This is a genomic window from Streptomyces roseolus (assembly GCF_014649855.1).
In the GTDB taxonomy this organism is placed as follows: domain Bacteria; phylum Actinomycetota; class Actinomycetes; order Streptomycetales; family Streptomycetaceae; genus Streptomyces; species Streptomyces roseolus.
The window spans coordinates 91,543-115,342 of record NZ_BMTV01000028.1 but is presented as its reverse complement, the minus strand read 5'-3'; the positions used below and the strand labels follow the sequence as shown (position 1 = coordinate 115,342).

The following is a 23,800-nucleotide window of genomic DNA, read 5'->3' as shown; positions in this document are numbered from 1 at the left end:
AGAGTAGGACGCCGCCGAACAATTATTGTGGGAAAGCCCCGCACCCTTGTGGTGCGGGGCTTTTCCGCGTTCACGGAGGGGCGCTTTTTCCGCCCTGTGAAGTGCCCATGAAATGCGGGGCGTTTCCCTGTGTGGGAGAGCGACGTGCGGTCGCCGTCTGAGCCCGGGGCCGGTCCTCCGGGTCACTCCATGGGCGGCACCTCGCCGATCGTCGTCCGGACGTCGATCACCGAGAACGCGGCGCCCTGCGGGTCGAGGAGGGAGGCGAAGCGGCCGAAGGGGCTGTCCGTGGGACCGAAGATCTTGCGGCCGCCGAGGCGTTCGGCCGCGGTGACGGCCAGGTCGCAGTTGTCGACGGCGAAGTAGATCTGGATGTAGTCGGGGACCCCCGGGGGGAAGTCGTCGGGGGCCATCCTCATCCGGCCGAGGAGCGGGTCGCCGCCCAGGTCGAAGACCTTGTAGTCCATGTCCTCGCCGGTCATCCTCTTCGTGCGGTAGCCGAAGACATCGGCGAAGAAGGGATCCGACGCCTCGGGCCGGCGGGTGAAGACCTCGGCCCAGACGTAGGAGCCGGACTCCCCTTCGAGCTCGAAGCCCTCGTGGACGCCGGACTGCCACAGGCCGAAGACCACGCCCGCCGGGTCCGACGCGATGCACATCGAGCCGAAGTCGCCCACCCGCATCGGCTCCATCAGGATCGCGCCGCCCGCCGCCCGGATCTTCTCCGCCGTGGCGGTGACGTCGTCCGAGGCGAAGTAGAGACACCAGGCGGACTGCGGCGGGGCGTCGCCGCCGGGCATCGGCGGGACGATGGCGGCGACCGCCTTGCCGTTCTTGTACGCCTGGGTGTAGTTGCCGAATTCCGTCGACGCCTCGCCGAACGTCCAGCCCAGCACATCGGCGTAGAAGGTCTTGGCGCCCTCGGCGTCGGTGAACATCGCGTCGGTCCAGACCGGGGTGCCCTCGGGTCGTGCGGCCATGACGAGACTCTCGCTTCCGATCGGTGACGTTGTGCGTGGCTCGGGGCCTTTGACCACGCTAGTCACGACCGGCCCGGCCCGCGCGGTGGCGCGCGGGCGCGCTCAGTGCGGGAGCCGGGTGAGGCCGTAGCGGTGGAACGGCGCCCTCGGCAGGTCCAGGTCCGGGCGCCAGGCGGCGAGGACCTGCGCGGACGGCAGGAACAGGGCCTTCGGCAGCTCGTCGGGGGAGGTCCAGCGCCAGCACTCGATCTTCGCGGGCTCCGCCACGGCCGGCGTGCCCGCGAAGGCGCGGACCACCGTCGCCGCCGTCAGCCGTGTCAGCTCCGAGGACGTCACCGTGTCGAGGAGCAGGCCGATGACCTCGACATCGCCGGGGTCCGCGACGAGCGTGGTCTCCTCGGACAGCTCGCGGGCCGCGGCCTCCTCGATGGACTCGCCCGGCTCCACCCCGCCGCCGGGGAGCTCCCAGACGCCCGAGCGGTCCAGGCCGAGCAGGACCCGGCCGTCGCCGTCGAGGACGACGATCCCGGCGCCCAGGGCGGCGCGGGGGGCCGGCGGGCGGGTGTTGCGGGAGGCGGCGGCGGGATCGGAGGCGTACACGTCAGGCGTCATGTGCCCTGTCTACCAGCCGCCGCCGACACCCGGCCCTTCGGCGCCGGCGGGACGACGGCGACCGGACAGGCGGCGTGGTGGAGCACCGCGTGCGCCACCGACCCCACCAGGAGTTCGGCGATGCGGTGCCGGTGGTGCCGGCCCACGACCAGCAGCGCCGCCTCGGCGGAGGCGTCCACCAGGAGACCCGCGGCGTCGCCCGGAGCCACCGTGCGGACCAGCTTGACGTCCGGACGCCGCTCGGCGAAGGGGCGCAGCCGGACCTCCTGCTCCCGCCGGGCCTCGGCCAGGAACTCCTCGGTCTCGTCGGCGAGGGGCAGCGGCGGGGGCATCTGGAAGACGGGGGAGGGGGCCGCGGCCAGCGCGGACGGGTTCGGCGGGAGGCGGAGCCCGGTCATCGCCTCCAGGGGTACGCGGCGGAGCGCGGCCGTCTCGAAGGCGAAGTCGATCACCTCGTCCGGGGTCTCCTCCGGATGCAGGCCGAGGAGGACGCGGCCGGCGGCCGGGCCGCTGTCCAGGGAGGCGGTCCTCGCGTCGTGCGGGACCACCACCAGCGGGCAGGGGGAGCGGGCGGCCAGGGCGCGGCCGGTGGAGCCGAGGAGGAGGCCGGCGAACCCGCCGTGGCCGCGTGAGCCCGTCACCAGGAGGCGGGCGTCCCGGGCCGCCTCCGGCAGCACGTCGGCGACGGTGCCGTCCAGGGACTCGTACCGGACGGGGACCGCGTGGCCCCGCTCCTCCACCACGGCCCGCACCGCGTCCAGGACGGTGTCCCGCAGCTCCGGCTCGGTGCCCAGGGAGGCGATCCTGGCCGCGCCGAGCTGGAGGGCGTCGGAGCGGACGTGGGCCACGACGAGCGGGGCGTCCAGGGCCTCCGCCTCGGCCAGTGCCCAGGACAGGGCGCGCAGACTGTGCTCGGAGCCGTCCACGGCGGCCACCACGGGCGGATCGCTCTTCACGTTCATGAGGGAATGCCTCCCTCGTCCGGCGCCGCGCCACGCCGGTGGGTCAGGAGCCGATCAGGCGCCCTGCTCGCGGGCGGCGCGCTCGGCCTCGCGCTGGGCGTTGCGCTCCTTGATGCGGACGGTCTCCTTGCGGACGTCGGCCTGGGTGGCGCGCTCCTTCACGAGCCACTCCGGGGCCTCGGCCTTCAGGGCCTCGATCTGCTCGGTGGTGAGGGCCTCGGTGATCCCGCCGCGGGCCAAGCCCGAGATGGAGACGCCCAGCTTGGAGGCGACCACGGGGCGCGGGTGCGGGCCGTTCTGCCGCAGCTCCTTGAGCCAGGCCGGCGGGTTCGCCTGCAGCTCGGCGAGCTCGGCGCGCGAGACGACGCCCTCCTGGAAATCGGCGGGGGTGGCCTCGAGGTACACACCCAGCTTCTTGGCCGCGGTGGCCGGCTTCATCGTCTGGGAGTTCTGGTGCGACGTCATGGGGTCAAGGGTATCGAGCACACGGAGCTCCTCCGACCACGGCCGCCCTCCGACCTGCGCGGACGGGCTCCGCCGGCGGAGCGGCGGGTAATCTTGCGGGGTGACAGACTCCCCGCTTGCCCCCGCCCCCGACGCCGCGGCCTTCCGGCTCGCCTTCGTGCCCGGTGTGACGCCCTCGAAGTGGGTGCGGACCTGGGAGCAGCGGCTGCCCGACGTGCCGCTCACGCTGGTGCAGGTGACGGCCGGAGAGGCCCCCGGGGTGCTGCGGGACGGCGGTGCGGACGCGGCGCTGCTGCGGCTGCCGGTCGACGGCGAGGACCTGAGCGCGATCCCGCTGTACGAGGAGACCAGCGTGGTGGTCGTGCCGAAGGACCACCACTTCGCCGCCGCGGAGGAGCTGGCGCCGGGGGACCTGGCCGAGGAGCTGGTGCTGCACCCGCTGGACGACACGCTCGGCTGGGAGGCGTCGCCGCCCGGCCTTCCGGCGTTCCAGCGGCCGGAGACCACGGCCGACGCGATCGAGCTGGTCGCCGCCGGGGTGGGCGTGCTGGTGGTTCCGCAGTCGCTGGCCCGGCTCCACCACCGCAAGGACCTCACGTACCGCACGATCACCGGCGTGCCGCAGTCGCGGGTGGCGCTGTCCTGGCCGAAGGCCGAGGAGGCGCCCGACCTGGTCGAGGAGTTCATCGGGATCGTCCGGGGCCGGACCGTGAACAGCACCCGGGGGCGGCGCGCGGAGGAGCGGAAGGGGCAGAAGACCGTCCAGAAGTCCGGTCAGAAGCCGGCGAAGGCGGCTCCCAAGGGCGCGAAGAAGACGGCCGGGGCGAAGCCGGCGCGGCCGGGGAAGCCCGCCAAGGGCAAGGGCGGTGCCGCGGGGCGCGGCGGGAAGCCCCGCCGCGGCCGCTGAGCGGAGCCCTCGGCATACTCCTCCTGTCGATCAAGCGCCCACCGCGGTGGGCGGCGAGAAGAGGAGAAGCCTTTGGCCGCCAGTTTCAGGACCGTCGTCGAGGTGGCGCCCGCCCACCTGGAGGAGGCCCGGTCGATCGACCGGGTGTTCCAGGAGGCGATCGCCCCCGCCACCGTCAATTTCGACTTCGAGGCCATCCACCGGGCCGCGGCCGCCGTCCCGGACAGCACCATCGTCCGGATGGTGCGCGGCTGGGGGCTCAGGGAGCACGCGCCGCTGCTCGTCATGGTGCTCTCGCTGAAGGAGGCCGTCCGGCAGGCGCTGCCGGCCGAGTGCGCGGAGGCGGGCTTCTGGGAGACCGTGGAGCGCGAGCTGGTCTCCGCGTTCACGGGGCTCGGCGAGCAGCTGGGGCAGCCCGGTCTGTCGTTCTACGAGGAGTCCGAGGAGCGCACCCGCTACTACCGGGACCTGTTCTTCGCGCTCCAGGAGGAGGGCGCGGGCGGTGACGCGCTGCACGCGCTCGCGTTCTGCGTGGACGTCACCGTCGAGCTGCCGAAGGAGCGGGTGCTCGGGCTCGGGCTGACCGACGCGGCGCCGTTCGCCGTCGGTCTCAACGCGATCGTGCTGCGGCGTCCGCTTCCCGTCGCGGCCTGATCCGCCGACCGCGCCGGCCCGCCGTCCCGGGCCGGATCCTCAGCGGGGCCACGGGCCGTAGCCGTCCCGCGTACCGTCGTTCCCCCCGTCGCCGTTCCCGCCGTTGGCACCGCCGCGCCGGGCGACGAACGGGACCACGAACCAGCAGAGCGCCAGCCAGAGCGCCATCACGACGACCAGCCACAGCGCGATCGCGTCGTCCAGGACCATGCGCATGATCAGCAGGAACGTCGACACCATCGTCAGGTAGAGCAGCACCACCCCCACCAGGGTGAGGCGCCCCGCCCAGGACACCGCCTCCGGTTTGAGCCGGCGCCCCGCCACGAGCCGGTGGACCGCCACCGGCGCGACGAGCGCGCCCGTGGTCGCCGCTCCCAGGCAGACCGTCACGACGTAGACGACCCGGTCCGTCGTGCCCAGCTCGGTGAAGCGCGGCTGGAAGACGACGGCGACGAGGAAGCCGAACAGGATCTGGGTGCCCGTCTGGGCGACGCGCAGCTCCTGGAGGAGCTCGTTCCAGCGGCGGTCGGCGCGCTGCTCACGACTCTCTCCGCGTCCGTCGTCGGACCGGACGGGGTCTCCGGTGGCCATACGGGGCGAGTGCCCCCACGCCCGCCCCGCATGCCCTTCCCGCTCGGGTGCGTCTTCCCCGCGCACCCGGTCCGTGTCAGCCCACGGGCCCGCGCAGCCGGCCGCGGCGGGCCGCCGCGACCAGTTCGGGGACCGTCGCGAGCTTGACGCGCGGCCGGCCCGTCGCCGCGCCCCGGGCGCGCTCGGCCCGGTCGATCGCGGCGAGGCCGCGGGCGTCGACGAGCCGCCCGGTGCGGCCGCGGGCGAGGCGGGCGAAGGCCTTCGCGGAGCCCGTCGGCTTCGGGAGGCGGCCGTCGACCGCGTCGGCGAGCAGGCTGCCGACGGTCTCCGCCGCGCAGGCGCGGTTGGCGCCGATGCCGCCGGAGGGGCCGCGCTTGATCCAGCCGACGACGTAGGTGCCGGTCATGCCGTCGACGCGGCCGGCGGTGTGCGGGACGGTGCCGGTGGTCTCGTCGAAGGGCAGCCCGGCGAGCGGTACGCCCCGGTAGCCGACGGCCCGCACGAGGAGGCCGGCCGGGATGTCGACGCTGCCCCCGGGGCCGCCGGCCCGGACCGCGCGGACCGCGTCCTCGCCGAGGGCTTCCTCGGGGGCCGAGTGGAAGCGGAGGACGATCCGGCGGCGGCCGGCGCCGGGGCCGGCGGTCCAGTCGACCGTCTCGCGGGCGGTGTCCTTGAGGAGGGCGGCCTTGTCGCCCGGGGCCGCCGCGTCGATGGCCGCGGCGATCCGGGGGTCGTGGGTGTCGACGACGAGGTCGACGCCGGGGAGGTGGCCGAGGGCGAGGAGTTCGGAGGCGGTGTACGCGGCGTCCTCGGGACCGCGCCGGCCGAGCAGCACCACCTCGCGGACCCGGGAGCCGCGCAGGGCGGCGAGCGCGTGGTCGGCGATGTCGGTGCCGGCGAGGGCGGCCGGATCGGAGACGAGGATGCGGGCCACGTCCAGGGCGACGTTGCCGGTGCCGACGATCACGACCCGCTCGGTGGCGCCGAGGGCGACGGCCCCGGGTGCGGTCTCCGGGTGGGCGTTGTACCAGGAGACGAGGGAGGTCGCGGAGAGGCTGCCGGGCAGGTCCTCGCCGGGGATGCCGAGGCGGCGGTCGGACGGGGCACCGACCGCGTACACGACCGCGTCGTGGTGGGCGGCCAGCTCCTCGGGGGTGACGTCCTTGCCGATCTCCACGCCGAGCCGGACGGTGGCCCGGGGGTGGGTGTGGAAGCGGGCGAGGCTGTCGCCCGCGCCCTTGGTGCCCGGGTGGTCGGGGGCCACGCCGTAGCGGACCAGGCCGCCGGCGACCGGGAGCCGGTCGATGAGGGTGACCTCGGCGTTGGTGTGCAGGAGCAGGTCCTCGGCGGCGTACATGCCGGCCGGTCCCGTGCCGACGACGGCGACCCGGATCGGGGCGAAGTCGGAGGGCAGCGAGCGGCCGAAGGAGGGCTCGCCCCAGGGGTGGAAGGTGGGGGAGGCGAGGACGGGGGCGGGTTCGCGGCCCTCGAAGTGGGCGGCGTTGATCGCCTCGTACCGCTTCAGGGGTTCGGTGAGCCGGTCGACCGGGAAGATCGCGTCCACCGGGCAGGCGTCGGCGCAGGCGCCGCAGTCGATGCAGCTCTTCGGGTCGATGTAGAGCATCTCGGTGGTGCCGAAGTCCGGCTCCTCGGGCGTCGGGTGGATGCAGTTGACCGGGCAGACGGCGACGCAGGTGGCGTCGGAGCAGCAGGTCTGGGTGATGGCGTAGGTCATGGTGGCGGCTCGGCTCGGCTCGGGGTCGGACGCGGGGTCGGACGCGGGGCGGACTCGGGTCGGAGTCGCGGTCAGAGGAGATGGGCGCGCCGGTAGAAGTGGACGGCCGGCCGGGTCAGCATGCCGACGTCGCCGAGGAACTCCATGAGGCCGGAGCAGCTGGCGCGCAGCCGGGCCTTGTAGTGCTCGTTGGCGGCGGCCTCGCGGCGGGCGCGCTCGGGGTCGAGGCCGGCCCGGACGTACACCTCGGGGTTCACCAGGCTGGTGATGATGTAGTACGCGGCGATGGCGACGATCAGCGCCTGGAAGTGGCGGCGGGCGCGGCTCGCGCCGGCGAGGTTGCGGCGGGTCTCGTCCCGGGCGAACTTCATGTGCCGGGATTCCTCGACGACGTGGATGTTGTTGATGGTCCGCACGAAGGGGACCACCCGCTCGTCGCGCATCCAGTCGCGCTGCATGACGTCGAGGACCTCCTCGGCGACGAGGATGCCGGCGTAGGCGGCCTCGCCGAAGCCGACGGTCTTCATGACCCGGCCGAGCTCCATGACGGCGCGCTTCGGCCGGTAGGCGGGGGCGCCGAGCTTCTGGGAGCCGCGGGCGAACATGATCGAGTGGCGGCACTCGTCGGCGATCTCGGTGAGCGCCCACTGGAAGCGGGGGTCGGTGTGGTCGGTGCGGTAGATGTCCCGGAGCACCAGCTGCTGGAGGATCATCTCGAACCAGATGCCGGTGGAGGCGACGGAGGCGGACTCCTGGCGGGTCAGCTCCTTCTGCTGCTCCTCGGTCATCTCGTTCCAGTAGGCGGTGCCGTAGAGGCTGTTCCACTCGGGGCTCTGGCCGTGGAAGTCCTTGTCGAGCGGGGTGTCCCAGTCGACCTCGACGGCGGGGTCGTAGCTGAGCTTGGCCGCCGACCGGAGGAGCCGCTCGGCGACGTCGTCCTGGTCGTGGTTGTCCGGGCGAACGGTGCTGCTGGCCATCGTTGCGGCTCCTTGGGTCACGCGGTCGGCTCGTGGTCGTTCCGTGGCTTGTTAGACGCTGCGTCTAGCAAGCTTGTTAGACGGAACGTATAGCAAGCGTGTCGCGCGGGCTACCCCCCGGTACGGACTTTCTCGTCCGGACATGCCGAAGGGGCCGGAGCGCGGTCCGCTCCGGCCCCTTCGGCCGACCGTCAGAAGGTCAGGTTCCAGGCGTCGATCTTCCCGGTGTCCGCGCTCGCGTTGTCGTTGACGCGGAGCTTCCAGACGCCGTTCGCCACCTCGGAGGAGGCGTTGACGGTGTACGTCTGGGCGATGTTGTCGGCGGAGCCGCCCGTCCGGTTGTGCAGGACGTAGACCGAGCCGTCGGGGGCGACCAGGTCGACCTTCAGGTCGCCGATGTAGGTGTGCTTGACGTCCACGCCCACCTTGAGGGTGGCCGGCGCGTTGCCGGTGACGCCGCTGACGGTGATCGCGCTCTCGACGGTGGTGTTGTCGGGGACGGTCACGTCGGTGAGGTTCTCGAAGTACTTCCCGGGCGGAGGAGTGGTCGAGCCGCCGACGGCCTTCAGGGCGTCGACGCGGCCCTCGCCGAAGAAGCTGTTCTTCGCCGTGGTGCCGGTGCAGCGGGCGTCCGACGGGCAGGCCAGGTCGGTGGCCTGCTCGCCGAGCTTGGCCCGCAGGTCCGCCGGGGTGTACGCCGGGTTGGCGCTGGCCATCAGGGCGGCGACGCCCGCGACGTGCGGGGCGGCCATCGACGTACCGCTCAGCGAGGAGTACTTGCCGCCGGGGACGGTGCTGTAGACCGACTCGCCGGGCGCCGAGACCTCGATGACGTCGCGGCCGTAGTTGGAGAAGGACGCCTTGGACGTGCCGCTGGTGCCGTTGGCGGAGACCGTGACCACGCCCGGCAGCTCGGCGGGGATGTCGAGGCAGTCGTTGGTGATCGTCCGGGTCACCGGGGTCGAGTCGTTCGGGCTCGACGAGTCGGTGGTCTTGTTGGCGAGGTCGACGTTGGAGTTGCCGGCCGCCGCGACCTGCAGCGAGCCCTTGCCCTCGGCGTAGGCCTGGGCGCGGCCCACGCCCTCCAGGATGGCCGCCTGGTCGAGGTTGTTCGGGCAGTTGAACTGCCACGGGTCGGTGTAGTAGCTGTTGTTGGTGACCTTGAAGCCGTGGTCACCGGCCCACACCAGGCCGCAGATGGTGTTCTCGGCGAAGAAGAGGGTGCTGCCGGGCTCGGCGATGCGCACCGAGGAGATCTTCACGCCCGGCGCGACGCCGATGGCGCCCTTGCCGTTCTTGGCCGCCGCGACCGTCCCGGCCACGTGGGTGCCGTGCTGGTCGACGTCGCGCCAGGCGCCGATGCGGGTGTCCGCCTTGCCGTAGGCGCAGGAGACCGAGTCGGCGGCGTTGAAGTTCGGCGCCAGGTCCTGGTGCTGGTCGTCGACGCCGGTGTCCAGGATGCCGACCTTGACCGAGGTGGAGCCCGGATTGACGGCCCAGGCCTGGTCGGCCTTGATCTGCGTCATGTCCGAGCGGACGGGCTCCGTCGACGGGGCCGCGGCCTGCGAGGGGTTGGCCGGGAGCGCCGGGTTGTAGGCGTCGGCCGGGACGTCCGAGGTGCGGGTCGCGCCGACCTTCTGCACGCCGGCGACGCCACGCATGGTGGTGGCGAAGGAGGCGGAGGTCGAGTGGGCGACGATCACGCCGATGGCGTCGAAGGAGGAGAAGACCGAACCGCCGTTCGCGGCGACGGCGGCGCGGACCGCGGTCGTGTCACCGGGGGTGGTGATCACCAGGTAGGCGCGGGTGCCGGCGGCCCAGGCGGCGGACGCCGCGGGGGCCTGCTGCGCGGTCCGCGCGTTCGCGGTGAACGTCGCGAGCGGCTCGTTGTCGACCGGGGCGGCCTGGGCGAGCGAGACCGGGCCCGAGAGGGCCAGGGCCGTGCCGAGGGCGGTCGCCGCGAGCCTCATCCGGCCGGATATGTGGGAAAACAATGCGTCCTCCGATGGCCCGGTGGCGCGGGTGGCGCCGGCCGGGCCCTGTGATGTGTGGGGTGGACGCAAGATCCCAGACGGGCGGCGCGGAAGGAAGCCTTCTGTCCGACAGGCCCGTTCACGTAACAAAATCTTGACTTGAGCATGGCGAAAGGGGGCGGATTTCCGTTTCCGCCCCCTTCCGTGCGCGGGCGCCTACTTCAGGTAGGGGCCCGCCGCGCCGATCTTCCCGGGGCCGTTCAGGACGTACACCCGTAGGTTGCCCTTGCCGGGCGCGCCGACCGTGAGGGTGCCGTGGGAGACCGTCTTCACGTCGCCGGTGACGGCGTCGGTGTACGTGCCGTTCGGGATGCCGTCGTACGTGGCTCCGCCGGAGACCGTGACGAGGGCGAAGCTGTCCGTGGAGCCGCTGGTGTAGCGGCGCTTGAACGCCATGCCGCCCGAGATGCCCTCGGTGGAGTACTGGCCCATCTGGAGCGCGGGGATCGCCCGGCGGATCTCGTTGAGCCGCTGGACGTGCTTGACCAGGGGCTGCTGGAGGGTGGTCGCGACCTGGCCGCTCGCCGCGGAGACCTTCGAGAAGCCGGAGGCGGTGACCGTGCCGGCGAGGTGGGCGCCGTAGTAGGCGCGGCCGGTGGTGGCCAGCGGGCAGCTGGGCCCGCAGTCGATCTTCTGGCCCTTCTGGAACTCGATCTCGGAGCCGTAGTAGAGCGTCGGGATGCCGCGGAAGGTCCACATCAGCGACATGTTCTCGGCCCAGGCGTCGGTGCCGCCGGTGTACCGCTCGCTCGACTTGTTCGGGCCGTAGTCGTGGCTGTCGACGTAGACGACGTTGTAGGTGGCGTCGTTGTAACTGTCGTCCGAGTCCTTGCCGTTGGAGAAGGCGTTGGAGGCGTCGCCGAAGTTCATGTGCATGCGCATGTCGATGACGTTCATGCCGGAGAAGCGGCTGTGGTCGGGCGCGTGGTAGTTGTTGCCGTTCAGGAAGGCGTTGGTGGAGGTGGGCTGGTCTCCGGTGCCCCGCTGCTGCTCGTGGTCGTACATCTCCAGGGCGGCCTTGGTGTCGTCGGCGTCGTACTCCTTGCGCTCCTTCCAGGTGAAGAACTGCGCGGAGTGGTTCACCGAGCCGCGGTTCCACTTGTCGTTGACGAAGGCCGCGACCTCGCCGAAGACGAAGAAGTTCTTCGCCGCCCCGGCGCCGTGCCGCTGGGTCACCCGCTCCTGGATCGCGGGGAGGAAGCGCCGGTTCCAGGTGGTGCGGGGGATGTGCACGGCGGTGTCGACGCGGAAGCCGTCGACCCCCATGTCGATGTACTTGTCGTACGCGCCGATCAGGTAGTTCTGGACGGCCGTGTTCTCGGTGTCGAAGTCCGCCAGGTCCTCGTGCAGCCAGCAGGAGCGGGAGTCCTCGCCCTCCCAGTTGCCGATCCAGCACTGGTGGAAGAGCGCCTTCGGGAACATGCCCGAAGTGGGAGTGGGCCACTGGCAGTTGTAGAGGGTGTAGCCCTCCGGGCTCTTCCCGCCGGTGGGCTTGCCCCAGTCGACGCAGGTGTTGCCGGTGGGCTCGGCCGTCGACCACAGGTCGCCGTTGTAGTACGACTTGCCGGTCTTCGGGTCGACGGTCAGGCCGTCGTACTCGAAGCCGGGCTGCTTCTCGTCGTAGTACCAGCTCCACTGGGTGTCCCGGACGCCGTACACGGTCGGCGTGAACAGGCCCTTGGCGCCCCAGCGGGACGAGTGGTTGTAGACGACGTCCTGGTAGATCTTCATGCCCTTGGCATGGGCGGCGTCGATGAGGTCCTGGTAGGAGGCGCCGGCCGACTCCAGGCGCGGGTCGACCTTGTAGAAGTCGTAGCCGTGGTACCCGTGGTAGTCGTAGTCCGAGCGGTTGAGCACCACCGGGGTGACCCACACGGCGGAGAAGCCGAGGCCCTTGATGTAGTCGAGCTTCTGGATCAGGCCCTTGAAGTCGCCCCGGAACATGGGGTCGTCGTTCGCGGCGTTCCCCGACTTCGCGTGCTGGCTGCCGCCCCGGTTGTTGGAGGCGTCGCCGTCGTGGAAGCGGGCGGTGAGGACGAAGTAGATCGGGTCCTTGCGCGGATCGGTGCCGAGCGGCTTGCCGCCGGCCGGGGTGCCGGGCTTGTCGCCGGTGGTGGCGGTGGCCGGCGCGGAGGCGGCCGAGACGTTCCCGGCGGCGTCCACGGCCTTCACCGTGTAGGTGTACGCGGTGCGTTCGGCGAGGTCCGTGTCCGAGAAGACCGTCGAGCCGACGTCCGTGACGATCGTGCCGGTGGTGCCGCCGGTACGGGTGACCTGGTACTTCGTCACGCCCCGGTCGTCGGTGGCGGCGTTCCAGGAGAGCAGCACGGAGACGCCGTCGGCGGTCGCGGTGAGGCCGGCCGGCGCGGTGGGCGCCCGGGTGTCCGGCGGGGTGGCGGCGCAGGGGTCGGTGGCGTTCGCGGTCACCGCCCGGTCCCGGACCGTGGAGGTGCCGGCGGCGATCGTGTAGTCGGTGCCGCCGTTGTTGTCCCACACGCCGTTGCCGTTGTTGAAGGCCGCCTTGAGGGAGCCGGCGGAGCCGAGGTCCAGCTCCCGCTTCCACCAGCCGGTGCAGGCCGCCGTCATGCCGAGACCCGGGGCGGACGTCCACGTGCCGCCGGCCGGCTGGTAGTGGACGTTCACCGTCGACCAGCCGAGGGAGGCCGAGGAGTAGTACACCGTCGCCTTGTTCGCGGCCGGCGGAGGCGTGGCGGCGCAGGGGTCGGAGTGGGCGACGACGCCGTCCTTCACGGTGATGTTCCCCGTGCCGAGGGCGTAGTCGGCGCCGCCGTTGTTGTCCCAGGTGCCGGCGCCGTTGTTGAAGGTGGCCCGGAGCCCGGCCGCGGAGCCGAGATCGACGGTCTTCTTCACCCAGTCGGTACAGGCCGGCTCCATCGCGGTGCCGGGGACGGTGGTCCAGGAACCGCCGTCGGGCGCCCAATGGAGGTTGTGGGCCGACCAGTTCTTCGTCCTGGTCCAGTAGAAGACGGTCGCCGTGTTCCCGGCGGCGGCCGCGGCAGGGGCGGCGTCGAGGGCCGGGACGGCGGTGGCGGAGGCGCCGGGTGGCGCGGCCACGAGGCCGGCGAGGCCGGCCGCGGCACCGAGCAGCGCGAGCGCGCGCCCGCGTCGCCGTGTGCGGGTGGGGGGCATGGGGATCTCCAGACGGGGGCGCGCCGGACCGGGAGGCCGGTGGAGCGAAGGGGATCGGCCCCCATGGAAGCGCATGCGGAAATTTGCGGAAAGTTCTTGCGTCGGCGGGAAGTTACCGCCGTGGGACGCGCGCGTAAAGGGCCCGCGTCGAAGCGGTCCGCATCCCGGGACGGAGCCCGCGTCCGGGGCGCGGGCTCAGCCCTGCTTCAGGTACGGCGCCAGGAGGGTGCGCCAGGCCGCGTCGATGCGCCGGTACTCCGCCGGGCAGAGCGCGGCGCGGTCGCGGGGCAGCACCCCGTCCGGGTTGCCCTCCGCGTCCACCGCGTCGGCGAACCGCCCGGGATCGGAGCCGTACAGCCGGCAGGCCCAGTCGAAGAAGCGCTGCCCGTCGAGGGAATGGACGTCGGAGTACGCGGCCACTCCCGGGTCGCCGCCCTCGGAGGCCGCCCAGAGCGCGCCCCAGGCGTCGACGGTGGAGATCGCGTAGTCGGCGTGGCGCTCGTCGCCGGAGGCGAGCAGGAGGACGGCCAGTTGGTCGACCGCGTCCTCCTCGCGGCCGGTGACGGGGAGGTCGTAGAGGTCGACGAGGGCGTGGCCGGGCTCGTGGAAGAGGACGCCGTGGGAGAGGCCGACGACGTCCTCGTCGACGGACTCGCCGGCGGCCGTCCGTTCCGCCGGGGCGCCGTCGTCGGCGGCGCGGGCGAAGACCCGGCGGGCGTCGGCCACGAAGCCGTAGCAGTAGGTGATCCGTCCGGTGGCCTCGTCCCGGAAGGGGTTGGGCGCCTCGCAGCCCGCGGCGCGCGGCGGTACGTCCCGGGGGAGGGCGATCCGCGCGTCCGCGTAGGCGGCGGCGTCCTCCAGGATCCGCCGCTCGCGCAGGAAGGCGAGGGCGGCGCGCTCCTCGGGCGTGCGCGGCTCCTCGTGGGCGACGACGAGCCGGCCCGTGCCCCGGGCCGGGGGCGCCGGGGTCGCGGCGCAGCCCGCGAGCAGGGCCGCCGCGGTCAGGGCGAGGGCCGGGCGGCGGAGGCCGGCGGCGGCGGGCATCGGCGGCACCTCGTCTCGTGGGCGTCCCTGCCGACGAGCCTGGCCGGAGCGGGTGTCGGGGGCGAGTCCGCGGCGCCGGACGGGTGAGCCGGGGCCCGGTCTCAGGCGCGGGGCCAGGGGCGGCCCTCCAGGCGCTCGATGTCGCGGTTGAAGCGCTCCAGGAACCCGGCGAAGGCGGTGACGTCCTCCGGTGACCAGTGCTCCATGATCCGTTCGAGCCCGCCGATGTTGAAGGAGCGGTCGGCCTCCAGGCGGCGCTCGCCCTCCTCCGTGATGCGGAACTTCCGGGCGATGCCGCCGTCCGGGTCCGGGATGCGCTCCACGACCCCGGCGCGGAGCATCGCGGCCGTCTGCCGGTTGAGGGTGGAGGCGTCGAGCCCGAAGGCGTCCGTGAGCTGGCCGATGGACATGGGCCCGTGCATCCGGATGCGGGTGAGGAGCACGTACGCGCTGCGGTCGAGGGCGCCGGCGCCGACGCGGGTGCGCGGCGCGTGGAGGTGCGCGTGCCGGCTCAGCAGCATCGTCTCGAACTCGACGCGGTCGGTGGGCTTCTCCACGGGCTTGTCCATGGGGGTCATTCTCCCCTGCGAGGGCGTGGTGTGCGGCATGCATAACTTGTGCATCATGCATTCAATGTGCATCATGCATGAGATGTGCATGATGCACAAAACATTCGCTCCGTGACCCCAGGGAGACACCCGTGGACCGCGCCCAGACCGACGCACGCCCCCGAGGCGTCGTCGGCGTCCTCGTCTTCGCCGGCATCGTGGCGGCGCTCATGCAGACCCTCGTGGTGCCGCTGATCGGCGACCTGCCGCGGCTCCTCCACACGGGCGCCGACGACGCCTCGTGGGTGATCACCGCCACCCTCCTCGCCGCGGCCGTCGCCACCCCCGTCGCCGGCCGCCTCGGCGACACCCTCGGCAAGCGGACCGTGCTGCTCGCCTCCACCGTCCCCCTGGTCGCGGGCTCCGTCGTCTGCGCCCTCGCCGACTCCGTCGTCCCGATGATCGTCGGCCGCGGCCTCCAGGGCCTCGGCATGGGCGTCGTCCCCGTCGGCATCAGCCTGCTCAGGGACGTCCTGCCGCCCGAACGGCTCGGCGGCTCCATCGCCCTCATGAGCGCCTCCATGGGCGTCGGCGGCGCCCTCGGCCTGCCGTTCGCCGCCGCCGTCGCCGAACACGCCAGCTGGCGCGTCCTCTTCTGGGTCGCCGCCGGCCTCGGCGCCGTCGTCGCCGTCCTCGTCCACCGGCTCGTCCCGGCCGGCCGCCGCCACCCGAACCCCGGCCGCTTCGACCTGCCCGGAGCCCTCGGCCTCGGCGCCGGCCTCGTCGCCCTGCTGCTCGCCGTCTCCAAGGGCGCCACCTGGGGCTGGGGCAGCGCCACCACCCTCGGCCTCTTCGCCGCCGCCGCGGTCGTCCTGCTCGCATGGGGCTTCTGGGAGCTGCGCACCCGCGACCCGCTCGTCGACCTGCGCGTCACCGCCCGCCCGGTCGTCCTCCTGACCAACCTCGCCTCGGTGCTCGTCGGCTTCTCCCTGTACGCCCAGTCGCTGGTCGTCCCGCAGCTGCTCCAGCTGCCCGAGGCCACCGGCCACGGCCTGGGCCGGTCGATGATGGAGATGGGCCTCTGGATGGCCCCGGCGGGCCTCGCGATGATGGCGCTCGCCCCGCTCGGCGCCAAGCTGTCCGCCGCCCGCGGACCCAAGGTCACCCTCTCCGTCGGCGCCCTCGTCATCTCCGCCGGGTACGCCTCCTCGCTCGCCCTGATGGGCTCCACCTGGGGCCTGCTCGTCGTCACCCTGATCTGCAACACCGGCGTCGGCCTGGCGTACGGGGCGATGCCCGCGCTCATCATGGGCTCCGTGCCCGCCGAGGAGACCGCCTCCGCCAACAGCTTCAACACCCTGATGCGGTCCATCGGCACCTCGGTCTCCGCCGCCGTCATCGGCGTCGTCCTCGCCCAGATGACCACCACCCTCGGCGGCCACGCCCTGCCGTCCGAGGACGGCTTCCGGACCGCCCTGCTCATCGGTGCCGGCGTCGCCCTCCTCGCCGCGCTCGTCGCCGCCGTCATCCCGGCCCGGCACGCCTCCGCCGCCGACGCCCCCGCGGAAGCGCCCGCGCCGCGGGCGGCCCACGCCGCCTGAACCCGGACCGCCCGCGGCGGAGCGGTACGGGTACGAGGCCGCCGGCCCCGCACCCGTACCGCTCACTTCGTTCCGTCCGCCTCCAGCGTGAACAGCGCACCGTCCGGGTCCCGCACCACCACCCGGCGATCGTCGCCGGCGGCCCCCGGCTCCCGGGCACCGCCCCACTCACCGCCCGGCACCACCAGACCGCCGTGCTCCGTCACCGCCGCCACCGAGGCGGCCACGTCGGGCACCCGGAACCGCACCAGCCAGCGCGGCCGCAACTGCGGCCGGGACGAGGCGGCCTCCACCGGACCGCTGTCGAGCCGCGCCACCGGCACCCCGCCCCGGCGCAGCACCACCCCCTCCTCCTCGTACGAGGTGTCGCAGGAGCCGGGCGTGTCGTCCGCCCAGCGCAGCACCCCGCCGTAGAACACCGCCGCGTCGAAGGCGTCCCGGGTGTGCAGCTCCACCCACGCCGGAGCACTCCGCTCGCCCACCTGCCAGCGCGACACCAGGCGCCCCTCCCACACCGCGAACGCGGCCCCGTCCCGGTCCGTCGCCAGCGCCACCCGCCCCTGCGGCGGGTACGCCACCGGGCCCACGCCCACCGTGCCGCCCCGCTCCCGGATCCGCGCCACCGCCGCGTCCGCGTCGTCCACCGCGAAGAACACCGTCCACGCCACCGGCACCGCCAGCTCGGCCGCCACCGCGGCGATCCCCGCCACCGGCACCCCGTCCCGCTCGCCCACCACGTACGCCGAGCCCGCCTCCAGCTTGCCCGGCCGGAACGTCCAGCCCAGCACCGCACCGTAGAACCGCTCCGCCGCGCCCAGATCCCGCGTCGCAAGACTCAGCCAGCACGGCGCGCCCTGCGCCTCCGCCGTCGTCGGCCCCGTCACCGGAACCACCTCCTCGCCCGAGCGCCCGCCGCCCGGACGCCACCCCGCGCGCCTTCCCCGGTGCGCGGGCTCCCACACCCCGCTTCACCCGGCCGGCCGTACGGTCGGCCGGCCTCAGGGCGTCGCCGGGACGAGCCCGCGGGCCGCGTACGTCCGCACGTCCGCGTCCGGGTCGGCCGCCGCCGTCGCCAGCGCGGCCCGCGCCTCCGGTGCCGGGACGTGCGCGAGGAGCGCGAGCACGGCCGCCTTGCGCACATCGGCGTTCCGGTCCGCGAGGCCCCCGGCCAGCGCCGGCACCGCCCGCTCCGGGGGCGCCGCCCGCAGCTCGGCCTTCGCCGCCCCCGCCTCCGGAAGGCCGGGGGCGGTGACCGCCCGCCGCAGCGGGGCCGGGTCGACGAAGGCGTCCACGTCGACGTCCTTCACCAGACCGGCCTCCCGCAGCACCGGCACGTCCTCCCTGAGCGCGGCCAGCAGCTCGGGCCGCAGGGCGGGGTCGAAGGTCGCGATGCCCTGGGCGCCGTTGTAGAGGTACACGACCTCCGCCGGGAGACCCGTCTCCTTCGCCACCGACTCCGCCGACGCCACCGGCGCGGACCGCAGCCGGTCGGTGGCCCGCCGCTTCGCCCGCAGGAACGCGTCCAGCGCCCCGGCCCGCTCGCGCGCGAACTCCTCGCGGACGGTGATCCCGTGGAAGGTCGGCAGGTCCAGCTCCGCCCCGTCGTACAGCGCCTCCGCCTTGCCCTGGAAGGCGAGCAGCCCCGGCCAGGCGACGAACTGGGACAGGGCGTCGGCGCTGCCGCCGACGAGCGCCGAAGCGCCCACACTGGGCTGCTGGTTGAGCTTGGTGACGTCCTTCGCCGGATCGAGACCGGCCCGCCGCAGCGCCCGTACGAGGGTGCCGTCGGCGGCGGAGCCGACGCTCGTCGACACCCGCTTCCCCTTCAGGTCCGCGAGCGTACGGAGACCCGAACCCGGCGCGGTGACCACCGTGTTGAGGCCGCCGCGCAGGTTGTAGCCGGTCACCGACACCAGCCGGGTGGGCTCCTTCAGCTGCCGTCCCCGGGCCGCGTTCAGGAGCAACGGGAAGTCGCCCATCGAACCGATGTCGATCTTCCCCGCCGTCATCCGGGCCGTGATCGGCGCGCCCGTCGCGTAGTCCTGCCACTGGACCCGGTAGCGGACGCCGTCCCGCCGGCCCTGCGCCGCCAGCTCCTCCTCGAAGTAGCCGAGCGAGCGCAGCAGGGTGCCGGCGGTCACCGTGTTGATGGTCTTCGACTGGTAGCCCACGGCCACCGTCACGGTCCCGCCGGCCTCGTCGTCCGCGCCCGCCGGGCCCCCGCAGCCGGCGGTGAGCGGGAGCAGCAGCGCCACGAGCGGCGCACCGACGCGGGTGATTCTCTTTCCGGACATGGGAGTTCGGCCTTTCAGCGGAGCAGGTAGGGCATGTTGACGGTGACCGCGCCGGTGGGGCAGCGGGCGGCGCACGGGCCGCAGTACCAGCACTCGTCCACGCACAGCACGTCCGCGCCGTCCGGCAGGCCCAGCCGATGGGCCACCGGACCCGGCGCCCGCACGGGACCGAGGTTCCGCACCTCGTTGGTGACCGTGCCGTGCTCGCGCAGCGTCTCGGCGAGGCCCTGGAGCCGGTCCAGGCCGTGCGGGTACTTCTCGGCGACGACGACCGTCCCCACCCCGGGCTGCCGCTCCACCAGACCCTCGCCGCGCAGCAGGTCGAGGGCCTGCCGCACGGTGTTCCGGCTGGCGTGGTGGTCGGCGGCGAGCGCGTCCTCCAGCGGCAGCACCCCCCGCGGGAAGGCGCCGGTCAGGATCTGGTGCCGCAGCAGGTCGGCGAGCTGCCGGGCCCGGTCCGCGCGCAGCCGGCGACGGCGGGCGGCGGCGACCGGAAGGGCGGTGGGGGTGCGTTCGGCGGGCATGGCAGGGAACGTAACCGGGGTGCCGCCCCGATGGTGTTGCCGCAGTATTGCGCCACCGGAAGCCCGCCGCGTACGGCTCTGACCTGCGAGGACGCGTCGGCGGGGCGGACATCCGCCACCCTCGTGCCCATCAGGCGGACGGTCGGCCGCCCAGCATCCGAACACCCGGCGGCCGGGCCCCTCGGGCGGCGGCGCAGGACTCCGACAGGGCCCGCGTGAGGTGGTGGTGCAGCAGGCCGAGGGGAGGGCGGTCCGAGGGGAGGAGGAGCGCGGCCAGCTTCCAGTAGCGGGCCATCACCGTCGTCTCCTCCCGGGCCAGCAGGCCGGCGAGACGGCTGCGGAAGGCGGGGGAGTCGGACTCGCCGAGGGCCCGGGCGTACGCCTCGGCGAAGCAGTCCAGGACACCCCGGCCGGCGGGCGGGCGGCCCGCCTGCACCTCCGCGCCCGCCAGGTCGTACGCTTCCGCCAGCCCCTCGTACAGGACCGCCGCCCGGTAACGCTCGCCCGGCAGCGGCGGGCCCGGCGCCCGCTCCGGCCGCGGATCCGACACCAGGCCGCGCAGCAGGGCGAAGGCCCGTACCTGCGCGGGCGTCGGGTCGTCCGGCGGCAGCGGCACCACCTCGTCCAGGACCCGGGCCACCAGGGGCGGCGGCAGGCGCACCGGCAGCGAACGCCGCCAGAAACGGACCACGGCGTCCGTGTCCGGCGGCAGCTCACCGGCCCCCAACAGCGGCAGCAGTTCGGCGCGTTCGACGCCCTCGCTCTCCGCGAGGAGCCGCAGCGACGCCTCCCGCCACGCCAGCGCCGCCCGCTCGCGCGCCACGCCCCGCAGCTCCCCGGCCACCACGTCCGCCAGCCGGCCCTCGTCCTCCAGCGCCCGCGCCACCTCCGGCACGGCGAGGCCCAGGGCGCGCAGCGAGCGGATCTCCCGCAACCGGGCCAGCGCGCCGGGCCCGTACCGCCGGTGGCCGCCGCCGCTGCGCCCGGCCTCCGGCAGCAGCCCCCGGTCCGAGTAGAACCGGACGGTCTTCACCGTCACCCCGGCCCGCCCGGCCAGCTCACCGATGCTCCACGTCCCGCCGTCCGCGCCCGACACCCCGCACCTCCGCCGCCTCCCCCGGCCCGCCGCGTCCGGGGTGGAATCTCCCCCAGGGGGAGTTCCTAGTCTGCCGGAGGCCGCTGGGGCCACGAGACGCGAGGAGGCGACGATGACGGCGTTCGTACTGGTGGGAGGCGCGTTCACCGGCGGATGGGTGTGGGACGGGGTCGCGGAACGGCTGCGGGAGGCGGGGGCCGCCGCCCACCCGGTGACCCTCGACGGCGGACCGGAGGCCGGACTCGGCACGCACGTCGGGGAGTTGGCGGCCCTCCTCGACCGGATCGACGAGCCGGACGTCGTCCTCGTCGGACACGACTACGGCATCCATCCCGTCCTCGGCGCCGCCGACCGGCGGGCGGACCGGGTGTCCCGGGTGGTGTACGTCGCCGCCGGGCTCCCCTCGGACGGGGACCCCGCCCTGCTCCTCGTCCGCGACGAGGAGGTCCGCGCCCGCCTCGGCCACGACACCTCGCCGGTGCCGCCGCCGAGGGGACGGGAGTGGGCGCGCTGGGGGAGCCTCGACGGGCTCTCCGCCGAGGACCTGGACCGCCTGGACCGGCTCGCGGTGCCGCAGCCGGCCCGCACCCTCACCGAACCCCTCCGGCTCGGCGGCGGCCTCGACCGGGTGCCGGCCGCCGCGGTGATGTGCACGGGCGACGGGCCGGGCGTCGACGTCGTCGAGATGCTGGTCCGCACCGGCCCGCCGCGCTTCCGGAAACTGGCCGGTCCCGGCTACGCCTTCCTCGAACTCGCCGCCGGGCACTGGCCGATGCTGTCGCACCCGGCCGAACTCGCCGACCTGCTCCTGCGGGCCGCGTCGGGGGAGGGGCGCCGCATCACCCTGGGGGACGACCAGCCCGCGTACGAGCAGAGGGAGTTCCTGCTGCCCACACCGGAGGTGCCGTACGAACGGCACGGGCGACTCGACGTGTACGCGCCCGACGCGGAGGGGCGGTGGCCGGCCGTCCTCCTCGTCCACGGCGGGCCCGTCGACGCCGACCGCGTCCCCACCCCGCGCGACACACCCTTCTACCGCGGCTACGCCCGCCACCTGGCCGGCCACGGCGTCGTCGGCGCCACCGTCGACCACCGGCTGTACGCCCTCACCGACTACGCCCGCGCCGCCGGCGACGTCACCGAGGCACTCGAACGGCTCCGCGCCCACCCCCGGGTCGACCCGGACCGCATCGCGCTCTGGATCTTCTCCGGCGGCGGCCTGCTCGCCGCGCACTGGCTGGCGTCGCCCCCGCCGTGGCTCCGCTGCCTCGCCCTCTCCTACCCCGTCCTCGCCGCCCCGCCCGGCTGGGAGACCGTCGAGTCCCGCTTCCGCCCCGCCGACGCGCTCGCGGGTGCCGGGCCGCTGCCCGTGGTCCTGGTGCGCGCCGGGCGGGAGCATCCGGCGTTCGCGGCGACGGTGGAGGCGTTCCTCGCCGCCGCGGAGAAGCACGGCACGGACGTCGAGATCGTCGACGTGCCCGAGGGGCGGCACGGCTTCGAGGCCCTCGACCGCACCGACGCCTCCCGGGACGCCGTCGGCCGCGCCGTCCGCGCCGTGCTGCACCGGGTGGCCCGCTGAACGACCGGCCGGAGCCGTGGTGCCGCCCCCCGACGGCGCCGCGACCCCATGACCGGTCGGCCACCCGGGCCGGGTCCCGGCCTCTTCGCGGCACCGAGCCCAACAGGAGCCGAGTGTAGGGGCGTTCGGGCCCGCCGAGGATGCGGTCGACCGAACCGGACTCCACCCCCCCCGGCCCCCATCACGTCGTGCTCTCGGCGCGGTGCCGGGCGTCGCGGACCCGGCGTGATCCGGGCGCACCGCCTAGCCGCCGTACACCAGCCGGCCGCCGACGTAGGTGCGCTCCACCCGGGCCTCGGCGATCTCGTCGGCCGGTGCGGCCGTCACGTCCCGGTCGAGGACGACGAGGTCGGCGAGGTGACCGGCGGCCAGGCTGCCGGCGTCGTCGTGGCCGTTCACGTGCGCCGCGCCGGCCGTGTACGCGGTGAGCGCGGAGAGGAGGTCGATGCGCTCCTCCGGGTAGAAGACCCTGCCGTCGGGGGAGTCCGGGGCGCGGCGGTTCACGGCGACGTGGATGCCCTCCAGCGGGTCCGGGCTGGAGACCGGCCAGTCGCTGCCCGCCGCGAGGGTCGCCCCGGACCGCAGCAGCGAGCCGAACGGGTACTGCCAGGCGGCCCGCTCCTCGCCGAGGAACGGGATGGTGAGTTCGTCCATCTGCGGCTCGTGCGCCGCCCACAGCGGCTGGATGTTGGCGATGGCGCCGAGCGCGGCGAACCGGGGCACGTCGGTGGGGTGCACGACCTGGAGGTGGGCGAGGTGGTGACGGTTGCCGCGCCGGCCGTTGGCCGCGACGGCCGCCTCGACCGCGTCGAGCGCCTCCCGCACCGCCCGGTCGCCGAGCGCGTGGAAGTGCACCTGGAAGCCGAGGGCGTCGAGCTCGGTGACGTACCCGCGCAGCGCCTCGGGATCGACGAAGCTGAGCCCGGTGTTCCCGGTCGCGCAGCCGCAGCCGTCGAGGTACGGGGCGGTCATCGCGGCCGTGAAGTTCTCCGCGATGCCGTCCTGCATGATCTTGACCGACCCGGCCCGGAACATTCCCGAGGTCAACTGCTTCCGACGGTCCACCAGTTCGGCGATCTGCTCGGCGCCGCGCTCCCGGTCCCACCACAGCGCACCCGTCACCCGGGCGGTCAGCGAACCGTTCCCGGCCGCCGTCAGATAGGCGTCCGACGGGTCCGGCATGCCGTTGAACGCGCCGAGCAGGGCGTCCTGCCAGCCCGTCACGCCCAGCGAGTGCAGCAGCCGCTGCGCCCGCAGCAGCCCCGCGAGCCGGTCCTCCGCGGTACTCGCCGGCACCAGTCGCGAGACCAGGCCGGCCGCGCCCTCCTGGAGCATGCCGCTCGGGGTGCCGTCGGCCTCCCGCTCGATCCTGCCGTCCGCCGGGTCCGGGGTGCGGGCGGTGAGCCCGGCCAGTTCCAGGGCCCGGGTGTTCGCCCAGGCGCCGTGGTGGTCCCGGTTCGACAGCAGGACGGGACGGTCGGGGACCACCGAGTCGAGCAGCCGGCGGGTCGGCAGGCCGCCCGCGAAGCTCTCCAGCGACCAGCCGCCGCCGGTGACCCACTCCCGGTCGGGGTGGGCCTCGGCGTACGCGCGGATCCTCGCGAGGTACTCCGCCGCGTCGACGCTCCCGGTGAGGTCGCACGCGGCGAGTTCGACGCCGCCGCCCACCGCGTGGACGTGGGCGTCCTGGAAACCGGGCAGCAGCAGCCGGCCGGCCAGGTCCACCACCTCGGTGCCGGGGCCGATCAGCTCGCGCACCTCGTCGTGGCCGACGGCCGTGATCCGGTCGCCGGTGACGGCGAGCGAGGTGGCCCGGCTCCGCGCCGGATCCAGGGTGAGGACGGGGCCTCCGGTGAAGACCAGATCGGCCTGGGGCATGCCAGCTCCCTTGCGTGCGGCCGCGCCGGGGCGGGCGCGGGACGGGCGACGACGGCCGGCGGGCGAGGGGTGCCGCGCGGCAGGCGTCGGACGGAGTCCGGCCGCCCGCGGCCGGCCGGATCGCTCCGGCGGCCACGGCACGGCTGACGGGCGCCATGGAAGCCCGCGAG

At 74.3% G+C, this 23,800-nt stretch carries 19 protein-coding genes and 2 pseudogenes; 4 read left to right on the top strand and 17 right to left on the bottom strand.

The annotated features are described in order from the left end of the window. Positions 1-182: 182 nt before the first annotated feature. From IE245_RS29000 to IE245_RS28985, 4 genes are all read right to left on the bottom strand, one after another. Positions 183-980: a VOC family protein gene (locus IE245_RS29000; RefSeq protein WP_189952852.1), complete on the bottom strand. Its 798-nt coding sequence runs from the start codon at positions 978-980 to the stop codon at positions 183-185. A gap of 102 nt (positions 981-1,082) precedes the next feature. Next, positions 1,083-1,592, bottom strand: coding sequence for a nucleotide triphosphate diphosphatase NUDT15 (locus IE245_RS28995; RefSeq protein WP_189952850.1), 510 nt, complete (start codon positions 1,590-1,592; stop codon positions 1,083-1,085). After that, a complete protein-coding gene (locus IE245_RS28990; protein ID WP_189952848.1) occupies positions 1,589-2,554 on the bottom strand; it encodes a universal stress protein in 966 nt (321 codons plus the stop codon). Before IE245_RS28990 ends, IE245_RS28995 begins: the two co-directional genes overlap by 4 nt. 54 nt (positions 2,555-2,608) lie before the next feature. Then, positions 2,609-3,019 (bottom strand): DUF5997 family protein, encoded by a 411-nt coding sequence (locus IE245_RS28985; RefSeq protein ID WP_189952846.1) that lies wholly within the window; start codon positions 3,017-3,019, stop codon positions 2,609-2,611. Between the two features lie 100 nt (positions 3,020-3,119). Between IE245_RS28985 and IE245_RS28980 the strand changes: the two genes are divergently transcribed. Both IE245_RS28980 and IE245_RS28975 read left to right on the top strand, forming a co-directional pair. Further along, complete coding sequence (locus tag IE245_RS28980) at positions 3,120-3,926, top strand: LysR family transcriptional regulator substrate-binding protein (protein WP_189952845.1); 807 nt, start codon at positions 3,120-3,122, stop codon at positions 3,924-3,926. Positions 3,927-3,998: 72 nt separating this feature from the next. Then, positions 3,999-4,580, top strand: coding sequence for a Type-2Aa cytolytic delta-endotoxin (locus IE245_RS28975; RefSeq protein ID WP_189952843.1), 582 nt, complete (start codon positions 3,999-4,001; stop codon positions 4,578-4,580). Positions 4,581-4,619: 39 nt separating this feature from the next. On the opposite strand, the gene IE245_RS28970 is transcribed toward IE245_RS28975, so the two are convergent. The 7 genes from IE245_RS28970 to IE245_RS28940 form a co-directional block, all read right to left on the bottom strand. Beyond that, the gene (locus IE245_RS28970; RefSeq protein ID WP_229851638.1) at positions 4,620-5,171 is read right to left on the bottom strand and encodes a DUF6328 family protein; all 552 of its coding nucleotides are present in this window, start codon (positions 5,169-5,171) and stop codon (positions 4,620-4,622) included. A 76-nt stretch (positions 5,172-5,247) separates the two neighbouring features. Further along, positions 5,248-6,906, bottom strand: coding sequence for an FAD-dependent oxidoreductase (locus tag IE245_RS28965; protein WP_189952841.1), 1,659 nt, complete (start codon positions 6,904-6,906; stop codon positions 5,248-5,250). Positions 6,907-6,977: 71 nt separating this feature from the next. Continuing rightward, the gene (locus IE245_RS28960; RefSeq protein WP_189952839.1) at positions 6,978-7,883 is read right to left on the bottom strand and encodes an AurF N-oxygenase family protein; all 906 of its coding nucleotides are present in this window, start codon (positions 7,881-7,883) and stop codon (positions 6,978-6,980) included. Between the two features lie 191 nt (positions 7,884-8,074). Beyond that, on the bottom strand, positions 8,075-9,853 hold the full coding sequence (locus IE245_RS28955) for a S8 family peptidase (RefSeq protein ID WP_189952837.1): 1,779 nt from the start codon (positions 9,851-9,853) through the stop codon (positions 8,075-8,077). A gap of 219 nt (positions 9,854-10,072) precedes the next feature. Further along, the gene (locus IE245_RS28950) at positions 10,073-13,066 is read right to left on the bottom strand and encodes a carbohydrate binding domain-containing protein (RefSeq protein WP_189952835.1); all 2,994 of its coding nucleotides are present in this window, start codon (positions 13,064-13,066) and stop codon (positions 10,073-10,075) included. A 195-nt stretch (positions 13,067-13,261) separates the two neighbouring features. After that, positions 13,262-14,110 (bottom strand): DUF4344 domain-containing metallopeptidase, encoded by an 849-nt coding sequence (locus IE245_RS28945; protein ID WP_189952833.1) that lies wholly within the window; start codon positions 14,108-14,110, stop codon positions 13,262-13,264. 101 nt (positions 14,111-14,211) lie between these two features. Beyond that, positions 14,212-14,667, bottom strand: coding sequence for a MarR family winged helix-turn-helix transcriptional regulator (locus tag IE245_RS28940; protein WP_189952873.1), 456 nt, complete (start codon positions 14,665-14,667; stop codon positions 14,212-14,214). Positions 14,668-14,810: 143 nt separating this feature from the next. On the opposite strand from IE245_RS28940, the gene IE245_RS28935 reads away from it, so the two are divergent. Continuing rightward, on the top strand, positions 14,811-16,259 hold the full coding sequence (locus tag IE245_RS28935) for an MFS transporter (protein ID WP_189952831.1): 1,449 nt from the start codon (positions 14,811-14,813) through the stop codon (positions 16,257-16,259). 62 nt (positions 16,260-16,321) lie between these two features. On the opposite strand, the gene IE245_RS28930 is transcribed toward IE245_RS28935, so the two are convergent. The 5 genes and pseudogenes from IE245_RS28930 to IE245_RS28915 all read right to left on the bottom strand — a co-directional run bounded on the left by IE245_RS28930 (position 16,322) and on the right by IE245_RS28915 (position 20,173). Continuing rightward, positions 16,322-17,152 (bottom strand): VOC family protein, encoded by an 831-nt coding sequence (locus tag IE245_RS28930; protein WP_189952828.1) that lies wholly within the window; start codon positions 17,150-17,152, stop codon positions 16,322-16,324. Positions 17,153-17,257: 105 nt separating this feature from the next. Continuing rightward, on the bottom strand, positions 17,258-18,553 hold the full coding sequence (locus IE245_RS28925) for an ABC transporter substrate-binding protein (protein ID WP_189952827.1): 1,296 nt from the start codon (positions 18,551-18,553) through the stop codon (positions 17,258-17,260). Between the two features lie 14 nt (positions 18,554-18,567). Further along, positions 18,568-18,657: pseudogene (locus IE245_RS37340) on the bottom strand (4Fe-4S dicluster domain-containing protein); the annotation flags it as partial. Continuing rightward, positions 18,649-19,077, bottom strand: a pseudogene (locus IE245_RS28920) (GntR family transcriptional regulator); the annotation flags it as partial. The pseudogenes IE245_RS37340 and IE245_RS28920, both read right to left, overlap by 9 nt. Before the next feature lie 130 nt (positions 19,078-19,207). After that, positions 19,208-20,173, bottom strand: a complete 966-nt coding sequence (locus tag IE245_RS28915; RefSeq protein ID WP_189952825.1) for a MerR family transcriptional regulator — start codon at positions 20,171-20,173, stop codon at positions 19,208-19,210. 112 nt (positions 20,174-20,285) lie between these two features. Between IE245_RS28915 and IE245_RS28910 the strand changes: the two genes are divergently transcribed. After that, positions 20,286-21,752: an alpha/beta fold hydrolase gene (locus tag IE245_RS28910; protein WP_189952823.1), complete on the top strand. Its 1,467-nt coding sequence runs from the start codon at positions 20,286-20,288 to the stop codon at positions 21,750-21,752. A gap of 243 nt (positions 21,753-21,995) precedes the next feature. On the opposite strand, the gene IE245_RS28905 is transcribed toward IE245_RS28910, so the two are convergent. Continuing rightward, complete coding sequence (locus IE245_RS28905) at positions 21,996-23,630, bottom strand: amidohydrolase (protein ID WP_189952821.1); 1,635 nt, start codon at positions 23,628-23,630, stop codon at positions 21,996-21,998. Between the last annotated feature and the right edge of the window lie 170 nt (positions 23,631-23,800).

Coding starts and splice junctions, on each gene's coding strand:
- IE245_RS28990 (WP_189952848.1), bottom strand. CDS start 2,554: ATGAACGTGAAGAGCGATCCGCCCGTGGTGGCCGCCGTGGACGGCTCC.
- IE245_RS28955 (WP_189952837.1), bottom strand. CDS start 9,853: ATGAGGCTCGCGGCGACCGCCCTCGGCACGGCCCTGGCCCTCTCGGGC.
- IE245_RS28910 (WP_189952823.1), top strand. CDS start 20,286: ATGACGGCGTTCGTACTGGTGGGAGGCGCGTTCACCGGCGGATGGGTG.
- IE245_RS28960 (WP_189952839.1), bottom strand. CDS start 7,883: ATGGCCAGCAGCACCGTTCGCCCGGACAACCACGACCAGGACGACGTC.
- IE245_RS28985 (WP_189952846.1), bottom strand. CDS start 3,019: ATGACGTCGCACCAGAACTCCCAGACGATGAAGCCGGCCACCGCGGCC.
- IE245_RS28905 (WP_189952821.1), bottom strand. CDS start 23,630: ATGCCCCAGGCCGATCTGGTCTTCACCGGAGGCCCCGTCCTCACCCTG.
- IE245_RS28965 (WP_189952841.1), bottom strand. CDS start 6,906: ATGACCTACGCCATCACCCAGACCTGCTGCTCCGACGCCACCTGCGTC.
- IE245_RS28995 (WP_189952850.1), bottom strand. CDS start 1,592: ATGACGCCTGACGTGTACGCCTCCGATCCCGCCGCCGCCTCCCGCAAC.
- IE245_RS28925 (WP_189952827.1), bottom strand. CDS start 18,553: ATGTCCGGAAAGAGAATCACCCGCGTCGGTGCGCCGCTCGTGGCGCTG.
- IE245_RS28970 (WP_229851638.1), bottom strand. CDS start 5,171: ATGGCCACCGGAGACCCCGTCCGGTCCGACGACGGACGCGGAGAGAGT.
- IE245_RS29000 (WP_189952852.1), bottom strand. CDS start 980: ATGGCCGCACGACCCGAGGGCACCCCGGTCTGGACCGACGCGATGTTC.
- IE245_RS28945 (WP_189952833.1), bottom strand. CDS start 14,110: ATGCCCGCCGCCGCCGGCCTCCGCCGCCCGGCCCTCGCCCTGACCGCG.
- IE245_RS28950 (WP_189952835.1), bottom strand. CDS start 13,066: ATGCCCCCCACCCGCACACGGCGACGCGGGCGCGCGCTCGCGCTGCTC.